The sequence below is a fragment of the Mesorhizobium sp. M7A.F.Ca.CA.001.08.2.1 genome, assembly GCF_003998455.1.
In the GTDB taxonomy this organism is placed as follows: Bacteria; Pseudomonadota; Alphaproteobacteria; order Rhizobiales; family Rhizobiaceae; genus Mesorhizobium; species Mesorhizobium ciceri.
Map to the genome: position 1 here is coordinate 1 of NZ_RZPW01000197.1, position 8,970 is coordinate 8,970.

At 63.3% G+C, this 8,970-nt stretch carries 10 protein-coding genes and 1 pseudogene; 9 read left to right on the top strand and 2 right to left on the bottom strand.

The window, feature by feature from the left end; genetic code table 11:
• The 5 genes from EN914_RS13985 to EN914_RS14005 all read left to right on the top strand — a co-directional run.
• Nucleotides 1-388 (top strand): M20/M25/M40 family metallo-hydrolase (locus EN914_RS13985; RefSeq protein ID WP_127389129.1); only part of this gene is annotated, 388 nt, incomplete at its 5' end.
• Nucleotides 389-549: 161 nt separating this feature from the next.
• Complete coding sequence (locus tag EN914_RS13990; RefSeq protein ID WP_024501281.1) at nucleotides 550-2,028, top strand: ABC transporter substrate-binding protein; 1,479 nt, start codon at nucleotides 550-552, stop codon at nucleotides 2,026-2,028.
• Nucleotides 2,029-2,041: 13 nt separating this feature from the next.
• A complete protein-coding gene (locus EN914_RS13995) occupies nucleotides 2,042-2,989 on the top strand; it encodes an ABC transporter permease (protein ID WP_024501282.1) in 948 nt (315 codons plus the stop codon).
• Entirely contained in the window at nucleotides 2,986-3,855 is an 870-nt protein-coding gene (locus EN914_RS14000; protein ID WP_024501283.1) for an ABC transporter permease, read from the top strand. The genes EN914_RS13995 and EN914_RS14000 overlap by 4 nt, the downstream gene beginning before the upstream one ends.
• Nucleotides 3,852-5,474, top strand: a complete 1,623-nt coding sequence (locus EN914_RS14005) for an ABC transporter ATP-binding protein (protein ID WP_024501284.1) — start codon at nucleotides 3,852-3,854, stop codon at nucleotides 5,472-5,474. The genes EN914_RS14000 and EN914_RS14005 overlap by 4 nt, the downstream gene beginning before the upstream one ends.
• Before the next feature lie 21 nt (nucleotides 5,475-5,495).
• On the opposite strand, the gene EN914_RS14010 is transcribed toward EN914_RS14005, so the two are convergent.
• Nucleotides 5,496-5,927, bottom strand: coding sequence for a TerB family tellurite resistance protein (locus EN914_RS14010; RefSeq protein ID WP_013531214.1), 432 nt, complete (start codon nucleotides 5,925-5,927; stop codon nucleotides 5,496-5,498).
• Nucleotides 5,928-6,074: 147 nt separating this feature from the next.
• On the opposite strand from EN914_RS14010, the gene EN914_RS14015 reads away from it, so the two are divergent.
• From EN914_RS14015 to EN914_RS14030, 4 genes are all read left to right on the top strand, one after another.
• Nucleotides 6,075-6,860: a TSUP family transporter gene (locus EN914_RS14015; protein ID WP_013531213.1), complete on the top strand. Its 786-nt coding sequence runs from the start codon at nucleotides 6,075-6,077 to the stop codon at nucleotides 6,858-6,860.
• Nucleotides 6,861-6,911: 51 nt separating this feature from the next.
• Complete coding sequence (locus tag EN914_RS14020) at nucleotides 6,912-7,082, top strand: hypothetical protein (RefSeq protein ID WP_013531212.1); 171 nt, start codon at nucleotides 6,912-6,914, stop codon at nucleotides 7,080-7,082.
• Between the two features lie 160 nt (nucleotides 7,083-7,242).
• The gene (locus EN914_RS14025; RefSeq protein ID WP_050580402.1) at nucleotides 7,243-8,013 is read left to right on the top strand and encodes an AraC family transcriptional regulator; all 771 of its coding nucleotides are present in this window, start codon (nucleotides 7,243-7,245) and stop codon (nucleotides 8,011-8,013) included.
• A gap of 72 nt (nucleotides 8,014-8,085) precedes the next feature.
• Nucleotides 8,086-8,505, top strand: coding sequence for a VOC family protein (locus EN914_RS14030; RefSeq protein ID WP_024501285.1), 420 nt, complete (start codon nucleotides 8,086-8,088; stop codon nucleotides 8,503-8,505).
• 12 nt (nucleotides 8,506-8,517) lie between these two features.
• Here the strand turns inward: EN914_RS14030 and EN914_RS14035 are convergent.
• Nucleotides 8,518-8,970 (bottom strand): annotated as a pseudogene (locus EN914_RS14035) (cobyric acid synthase CobQ); the annotation flags it as partial.

Genomic DNA, 8,970 nt, shown 5'->3' on the forward strand with positions numbered 1-8,970 from the left:
GGAGGATCTCGACACCGTCAAAGGTGAAGTGACCGGCATTCTCGACCGGTTGAAGCGCGAGCGGACAAAATTCGACTATGAAATCCGCGACGTGATGGAAGTGCTGCCGCTGATGACCGAGCGCGACGCGCCGGTAGTCAAGGCAGTTGCGCAAGGCATCATGGCGATCTTCGACCGCGAACCCGACTACGTCATTTCGCCCGGCACCTATGACCAGAAGCACATAGCTCGCATCGGCCATATCTATGATTGCATCGCTTATGGGCCTGGCATTCTCGACCTCGCCCACCGGCCGGACGAATGGGTCGGCATATCGGACATGGTGGAATCGGCCAAGGTGATGGCGATAGGGCTCAACGTGCTGCTGCGCGGCACAGCCACGGGATAAGGTGCGCACCGCGACAAGCTTCGACTGCCGATGCGGTCGCCAGGATAAAAACATTCCCGGCCACGCCAAGGGGCAGAACGAAACGCAATTTACTCCGTGGCGAAATCACGCTTCTATCACTCGGGTTCGAGCACGTGTCTGAACGCATGGGGAGTTGCACGATGAAATTGTGGAAAACCATTCTGGCGGCCGCGGTGCTGTCGCTGGCCGCCGGCACCTCTGCGTTCGCCGCGCGAACCGACCTGGTCATCGGCATTCCGCTCGAACCCCCGCATCTCGATCCGACCGCCGGTGCCGCCGCAGCGATCGACGAGGTTCTCTATGCCAATGTGTTCGAAGGCCTGACGCGCATCGGGCCGAATGGCGAGGTGCTGCCGGATCTGGCCGAAAGCTGGACCATTTCCGATGACGGCAAGGTCTACACCTTCAAGCTGCACACCGGCGTGAAATTCCATGACGGCACCGACTTCGATGCCGCCGACGTGAAATTCTCGCTCGATCGTGCCCGCGCCGACAATTCGGTCAACGCGCAAAAGGTGCTGTTCGCCGCCATCGACAAGGTCGACGTCGTCGATCCGGCAACCGTCAAGGTCACGCTGAAGAACCCGCAGGGCTCGTTCCTCTACAATATGGGCTGGGGCGACGCGGTGATCGTGGCGCCGGAATCTGCCGACACCAACAAGGAGAAACCGATCGGCACCGGCCCGTTCAAGTTCCAGAGCTGGGCCAAGGGATCGTCGATCACGCTGGTCAAATCGGACAATTACTGGGGCACGCCGGCGTCGCTCGACAAGGCCGAGTTTCGCATCGTGCCGGATGCCGCGGCCTATGTGCCGGCGCTGCTCTCGGGCGACATCCAGGCTTTCCCGTTCTTCGATGCCGACAGCGTCGCCCAGGTCAAGGACGACCCGCGCTTCAAGGTGGTGATCGGCGCGACCGAGGGTGAGACCATCCTGTCGATCAACAACAAGAAGCCGCCTTTCGACAAGCTGCAGGTGAGGCAGGCGATCTCTTACGCGCTCGACCGCAAGGCCATCATCGACGGCGCCTCGGCCGGCCTCGGCCAGCCGATCGGCTCGCATATGTCGCCGGCCAACAAGGACTATGTCGACCTCACCGGCCGCTACCCGCATGATGTCGCCAAGGCCAAGGAATTGCTGAAAGAGGCAGGCCTCGAGAACGGCTTCAAGGCGACGCTGAAACTGCCGCCGCCCACCTATGCCCGTCTCGGTGGCGAAATCATCGCCTCGCAGCTTCGCGACGTTGGCATCGATCTGGAAATCATTCCGGTCGAATGGGCACAGTGGCTGGACCAGGTATTCACCAAGAAGGATTACGACCTGACGATCGTCTCCCACACCGAGCCCAACGACATCGATATCTATTCGCGCAAGGATTATTACTTCAACTACGACAACCCGGCCTTCGACAAGGTGATTGCCGATCTCGGCGTCACCTCCGACGAAGCCAAGCGCAAAGAATTGCTGGGGCAAGCGCAGAAGATCCTGGCCGACGATGCGGTGGTCGGCTTCCTCTATGAATTGCCGAAGATCGGCGTCTGGGACGCCAGGCTGCAAGGGCTGTGGGAAAACGCCCCGATCCAGGCCAATGATTTGACCAAGGTGAAGTGGAGCGAGTGATCCCTCACCTTCCATGACCGCCTACCTCCTAAAACGCCTCGCCATCGCCATCGCCACGCTGGTGCTGGCTTCCATGGTGGTGTTCGCCGTCCTGGAGATCCTGCCCGGCGATCCGGTGCGGCTAATGCTGGGCATGAATGCCAGCGCCGACCAGGTCGAGTTGCTGCGCAACCAGATGGGCCTCAACGCGCCGTTAGCTTGGCGCTATCTGCACTGGGCGGGCGGCCTGCTCAGCCTCGATTTCGGCCGCTCCTACACCTATTCGGTGCCGGTCATCGGTCTGGTGCGCGAGCGGCTGGCCGTCTCGCTGCCGCTGGCGCTGATTGCGCTTGCGCTCTCCACCCTCATCGCGATTCCCGTCGGCCTGTTTTCCGCCAGCCGGCGTGGACGGGCCGGTGATACGATTTCCATGGGCGCCGCACAGCTTGGCGTCGCCGTGCCCAATTTCTGGTTCGCGCTGATGCTGATCTATGTCTTCGCCGTCTGGCTGCGGCTGGTTCCTGCTGGCGGCTTTCCCGGCTGGAGTGCCGGCGTCTGGCCAGCCTTGAAGTCGCTGCTGCTGCCGGCAGTGGCGCTTGCCTTGCCGCAAGCCGCGATTCTGGCGCGCGTCACCCGCTCGGCGCTGATCGAGGTGCTGAACGAGGACTATATCCGTACCGCCCGCGCCAAGGGTCTGCCCTACCGAGCTGTGCTGTGGCGGCACGCGCTGCGCAACGCCATGATTCCGGTGCTGACCATTCTGGGCCTGCAGTTCGCCTTCCTGCTTGCCGGCACCATCATCATCGAGAATGTTTTCTATCTGCCCGGCCTCGGCAGGCTGGTGTTCCAGGCGATCACCCAGCGCGACCTGATCGTCGTCGAAAGCGTCGTCATGCTGCTGGTCGCCGCCGTCATCGCCGTCAATCTGCTGGTCGACCTTTCCTATGCGGTCGTCGATCCGCGCCTGAGAAGCCGGCAATGACATTGCACATCGACATATCAGAAGAGACGTTCGGCAGCATCCTGGGCAAGGCGTTCGGGAATACCGCCTTCGTTGCCGGTTTCGTCATCACCCTGCTGATCCTGGCAATGGCTGTCGTCTCCTATGCCTGGACGCCCTATGACGTCACGAAACTGGTGATATCGGATAAGACGCAAGCGCCCTCGCTGGCGCACTGGTTCGGCACCGACCATTTCGGCCGCGACATCCTGTCGATGGTCATGGTCGGCGCCCGCAATTCGATTGCCGTGGCACTGGTCGCGGTCGGCATCGGCATGGGGGTCGGCGTGCCGCTCGGCGCCTTTGCCGCGGCACGCGGCGGCCTCGTCGACGAGGCGCTGATGCGGCTGAACGACCTCGTCTTCGCCTTCCCGGCTTTGCTGTCGGCGATCATGATCACCGCCATCTTCGGGCCGGGCGCCGTCAACGCCATCATCGCCATCGGCATCTTCAACATCCCGGTCTTTGCGCGCGTCGCCCGGGCCGGCGCGCTGGCGATCTGGCCGCGCGAGTTCATTCTCGCCGCACGCGCCGCCGGCAAGAGCAGCACGCAGATCACAATCGAACATGTGCTGCCCAACATCGCCACGCTGCTTCTGGTGCAAGGCACCATCCAGTTCGCTCTGGGTATCCTGGCCGAGGCCGGGCTTTCCTATCTCGGCCTGGGTGCGCAACCGCCAATGCCGAGCTGGGGCCGCATGCTGTTCGACGCGCAGACCCGCATGGTGGTGGCGCCATGGATGGCGATCTTTCCGGGCATGGCGATCGTTGTCGCCGTGCTGGGGCTGAACCTGCTGGGTGACGGCATCGCCGACGTCCTCGATCCGAAATCGCGGCGGCAGCGATGAGCCTGCTCGACATCGAGAACCTGTCGCTGACCATCGGCGACACGCAGATCCTCAAGGGTGTGGAACTTTCCGTCGCGCCCGGTGAGGTGATGGGGCTGGTCGGCGAATCCGGTTCCGGCAAATCGATGACCGCGCTGACGGTGATGCAGCTTCTGCCCCATGCCGCGCGCGCCAGCGGACGTGTCACATTCGACGGCATCGACATCCTGGCAGCAACCGAGGACCAGATGTGTGCGCTGCGCGGCGACGACATCGGCATGGTGTTCCAGGAGCCGATGACCGCGCTCAATCCGGTCAAGACCATCGGCGAACAGGTTGCCGAAGGCATACGCTGGCACACCAGGGCCAGCCGCGCCGAGGCCGAAGACCGGGCGCGAAAAATGCTCGACCGTGTCGGCTTGCCCGAAGCGAAATTCCCGCTGTCGCGCTATCCGCACGAACTGTCGGGCGGCCAGCGCCAGCGCGTCGTCATCGCCATCGCCTGCGCGCTGAAGCCGAAGCTGCTGATCGCCGACGAACCGACGACGGCGCTCGACGTGGTGCTGCAGGCACAAATCCTCGACCTTTTGCGCGACCTCGTCGCGGAGAGCCGCATGGGCCTGCTGCTGATCTCGCATGACCTCGCCGTGGTGACCGAGATGGCTGACCGCATCACCATCCTGCGCCGCGGCGAGGTGATGGAAGCCGGCGACACCGCACGCACGCTATCCGAACAGCTCCACCCCTACACGCGCCAGTTGGCGCAGGCCTCGATGCATGTGCCGGCGCGCGCCAGGCCGCATGGCATCGAGACGGGCCGCCCTTTGCTTCAGGTCGAGGGCGTGACCCGCGACTATCCCGGCCGGCGCACCTGGCTGTTTAAGCGCGCGCCTGGTATCCGCGCCGTCGACGACGTCTCGCTGTCGATGGCGCCGAGTCAGTCAGTGGCACTGGTTGGTCGCTCCGGCTGCGGCAAGTCGACGCTCGCCCGCATGATCCTGGCGCTGGATCGGCCGACATCGGGCTCAATCTCGTTCCGCGGCGGGACCATAACCGGCAAGAGCGAAGCCGAGTTAAAGCCGGCGCGACGCGATATGCAGGTCGTTTTTCAAGATCCCTATGGCTCCTTCGACCCGCGCCAGAAGGTGGAAAAGCTGGTTGCCGAACCCCTGCATGTGCTGGAGAAAAAGCCGACGCGCGCCGAGTGCCGCGAGATGGTGGCGCATGCCCTGCACGAAGTCGGCCTCGGCATCAGCGACATGGACAAATACCCCCATGAATTTTCCGGCGGCCAGCGCCAGCGCCTGTCGATCGCCCGCGCCATCATCACCCGCCCCAAGCTGGTCGTTGCCGACGAGCCGGTCTCGGCGCTCGATGTCTCGATCCGCGCCCAGATCCTCGATCTGTTCGCAGAGCTCAACCAGAAGCTCGGCATCGCCTACCTCTTCATCACCCACGACCTGACCGTGGCCCGCGCCATCACGGACGAGGTGCTGGTCATGCATGACGGCAAGATCGTCGAGCGCGGCAAGACGAGCGAAGTGCTCGACCACCCGCAGTCCGAGGCTGCCAAGGCGCTTGTCACCGCCGCCCCTGACTTGCACCGGGCGATCGCGGAGCGGCTGCGGGAGCAAGGCTGATCAGGAGAGAAGGCGGCCCGATCACTCCTGCGTCTTCACCACATCGACCGGGCTGATATCGAGCAGGTCGAGCGTGCGGCGCAGCAGGCGGATCTCGCTCTCGGCCAGTTGCGAATCCGCCTTGGCGATCTCCGCCATATGTTTGGCCAATTGCCGGCGCCGCTCGACGTCGAGATCGCGGAACAGTGCAATCGCCTGCGAGCCATTGGTCTCGTAGCCGAACTCGTTGAGATATTCGATGACGCTGTCGATGCTGCTTTCCGGAATGCCGAAGGCGTCCTTGCAGATGCGCCGGAAGGCAACCATTTCGCTCTCGCTGACCGACCCGTCGGCCAGGATCATGCGAAACAGCATCAGCAGTTCCGCCGATAGGACCGGATCGTCCGCCACCTTGCGCACGCCGGGGTCGCCGTCGAATATCTGACGTATCTGGTCCAGCAATGCGAATGCCATCAGGAGCCTCTTTCCGGGTTAACTACACAAACACAATCCAGGCGCGATGCGCTGGGATAGAGGTAGCGCGGAATCGATCTTGCGCAAACAGGGCGGCCGTGGTCGAACGCTCGATATTTCAGCCGGCCGGACACCTCCATACATCAGATGATCGACCTTAGCATCCAGACCGTCGCCATGCTCGCTTTCGCCGCTTTTGCCGCGGGCTTTGTCGATTCGATCGCCGGCGGCGGCGGGCTGATCACAGTGCCGGCGCTGCTGCTTGCCGGCTTCACGCCGGTCCAGGCGCTCGCCACCAACAAACTGCAAGGCATGTTCGGCTCGGGCTCGGCGACCATCCACTACGCGTCGAAGGGTCATGTCGACCTGCGCCGGCAATTGCCGTCGGCGCTTCTGGCCCTTGTCGGCAGCGCCATCGGCGCCTTGCTGGCGACGATCGTGCCGGGTGACATACTGCGGGCTGCCCTGCCCATCGTGCTGATCGCCATCGCGCTCTACTTCGCGTTCAAGCCCAACATGAACGATGTCGACCGCGCCGAGCGCCTGTCGCCGTTCCTGTTTGGATTGACCTTGGTGCCCGCCATCGGCTTCTACGATGGCCTGTTCGGGCCAGGCGCCGGCTCCTTTTACATGCTGGCCTTCGTGGCACTTGCCGGCTACGGCGTGCTCAAGGCGACGGCGCATACCAAATTGCTCAACTTCGCTTCCAACATCGGCGGCTTCATCGTCTTCGCGGCCTTCGGCGTCGTCTACTGGAAGATCGGCCTGATGATGGGCGTCGCCCAATTCCTCGGCGCTCGCGTCGGCGCCAGCCTGGCCATGCGCATCGGCGCAAGACTGATCAAGCCGCTGCTGGTGATCGTATGCCTGGCGCTTGCTGTGAAGTTGCTGGCTGACCCGGCGAACCCGCTGCGGGCCTTGATTGGTGTGTGATCCCGCGCCCTGATAGGATGCCGCTGTTCGAATCATGTTGGAGAGGCAGACATGAATCTTAGCGCACCTACCCAGATCGTTTTTATCATCTCCGTTGTTATCGCCATCATCGGCGTTCTCGCCGCGCTTGGCGTTCTCTCATTCATTCCACTCGCATCGGTGTGGATCGTGCTTATTGCTTTCATCGTGCTTGCCGGCGGCTGCTTGATGCGCGGCGCCTGACCATTTCCCTTGAAGTGGGGACGAGGAGCGCCCGGCCAAAAGCCGGGCGCTTTTGATTCCGGCCCTTGGTCTGTTAGATTTGACTGGCGCGAGGATGGCCGATGCCAGTCAAGATGCAACCCCAGCAAGAGCAGGACCGGTCCGTCGCCGGCGGTTTGAGATGCGCCGGCGCCTGCCCGATCCTCGACTTCAGGGCATTGTGTCGGACATTTGCGGCTATCGCGAAATGGCGCCCGACCATATGCGCAACGTCGAATATGCGTCGCTCACCGTACCGCTGGTCATCAGCTTCGCCGAACCCTTCGCCATCGGCCTCGGCAAGGCGCCCGGCGACAATGACCGCTTCGCCAGTTTCGCCGCCGGCCTCTTTGCCGGACCGGTGGTGATCGAATCCTTCGGCGGCGCCTGCTGCGTCCAGGTCAACTTCACGCCGCTTGGCGCACGCCGTTTCTTCCGCCTGCCGATGAGCGAACTGACAGACAGCATGGTCGTCCTCGACGACGTGCTTGGCGCTCAGGGCTTGGCGCTGCGTGAACGGCTGGGCAATGCGCCGGATTGGACGACGCGTTTCGACATGGCCGAAGCCTTCGTCACCGCCCGTCTCGAGAAGGCCGCCGAGACGCCACTTGAAATCGCCTGGGCCTATGACCGCATCATCACATCCGACGGCCGGACCCGCATTGCATTGATCGCCGAAAGGCTGGGCTGGAGCCGCAAACATCTCGCCGGCAGTTTTTCCAACGCCATCGGCATGGGCCCCAAGACACTGTCGCGCATCGTCCGCTTCAACCGCGCGCTCGGCCTGTCGAGGCAGCAGGCAGTCGACTGGGCCGATATCGCAGCCGATTGCGGCTATGCCGACCAGGCGCATCTGGTACGCGAATTCCGCGACCTCGCCGGCGAGACACCAACCGGAATCTCGGCCAGGTAACATTTCTTCAAGACGCCGGAACGGCCTTTACCCACAGTGGGGCATCGACCAACCCCACTGAAGGAGATCGACATGACCACCACCACCGAAGCGCCCCGCCTCTACCCCGCCTTGCGCTACAGGAACGCGGCAAAGATGATCGACTGGCTGGGCGAAGCCTTCGGCTTCAGCGTCCGGGCCCGCTATGGCGAAGGCGACGTCGTGCACCATGCCGAACTGGTCTTCGGCTCCTCGATGATCATGCTGGGCACCGTGCGCGACGACGACTACGGCAAGATGGTCGGCGAACCCGGCTCAGGCGGCGGCAAGTCGATCTACATCGCCGTCGATGATGCCGATGCCGCCTATGCCAAGGCCAGGAAGGCAGGCGCCACGATCATCCAGGAATTGATCAACCGCGACTATGGCAGCCGCGAGTTCATCTGCCGCGACCCGGAAGGCAACGTCTGGTCCTTCGGCACCTACTGGCCGAAGGCAGGCGACAAGGGCTGAGCCAACCGCGAATTACCGCGCCAGTGCAAAGATCGCGTCGCAGTCGAGATGGGTCTCCAGCTCGGCTGCGACCTCGTCCAGCGCCCGCTCGACCTCGGCTCGGTAGTCGATGCCGCCGCCCTTGATGCCGAGGCTTTCGAGGAATCTTCCGCGAAAGCCGTCGGCGCCAAACAGACCGTGCATATAGGTGCCGATCACCTTGCCATCGACCGACACTGCCCCGTCATCGATGCCATTGATGACTGCAGACGGCCTCAGCGTATCCGGCCCGGTGGTGCGGCCGAGATGGATTTCATAGCCTTCGAGCGGCAGGTCGAACGGCACCGAACGGGCGCTGACGTTGCGCACCGTCTTTTCCGGCTCCATTACCGTTTCGATGTCGAGCAGTCCGAGCCCTTCGGCTTCGGTGACGCTGCCTTCGATGCCGTCGGGATCGCGCTCCATACGGCCGAGCATCTGGAAGCC

Coding starts and splice junctions, on each gene's coding strand:
- EN914_RS14005 (WP_024501284.1), top strand. CDS start 3,852: ATGAGCCTGCTCGACATCGAGAACCTGTCGCTGACCATCGGCGACACG.
- EN914_RS14020 (WP_013531212.1), top strand. CDS start 6,912: ATGAATCTTAGCGCACCTACCCAGATCGTTTTTATCATCTCCGTTGTT.
- EN914_RS13995 (WP_024501282.1), top strand. CDS start 2,042: ATGACCGCCTACCTCCTAAAACGCCTCGCCATCGCCATCGCCACGCTG.
- EN914_RS13990 (WP_024501281.1), top strand. CDS start 550: ATGAAATTGTGGAAAACCATTCTGGCGGCCGCGGTGCTGTCGCTGGCC.
- EN914_RS14025 (WP_050580402.1), top strand. CDS start 7,243: ATGCGCCGGCGCCTGCCCGATCCTCGACTTCAGGGCATTGTGTCGGAC.
- EN914_RS14030 (WP_024501285.1), top strand. CDS start 8,086: ATGACCACCACCACCGAAGCGCCCCGCCTCTACCCCGCCTTGCGCTAC.
- EN914_RS14000 (WP_024501283.1), top strand. CDS start 2,986: ATGACATTGCACATCGACATATCAGAAGAGACGTTCGGCAGCATCCTG.
- EN914_RS14010 (WP_013531214.1), bottom strand. CDS start 5,927: ATGGCATTCGCATTGCTGGACCAGATACGTCAGATATTCGACGGCGAC.
- EN914_RS14015 (WP_013531213.1), top strand. CDS start 6,075: ATGATCGACCTTAGCATCCAGACCGTCGCCATGCTCGCTTTCGCCGCT.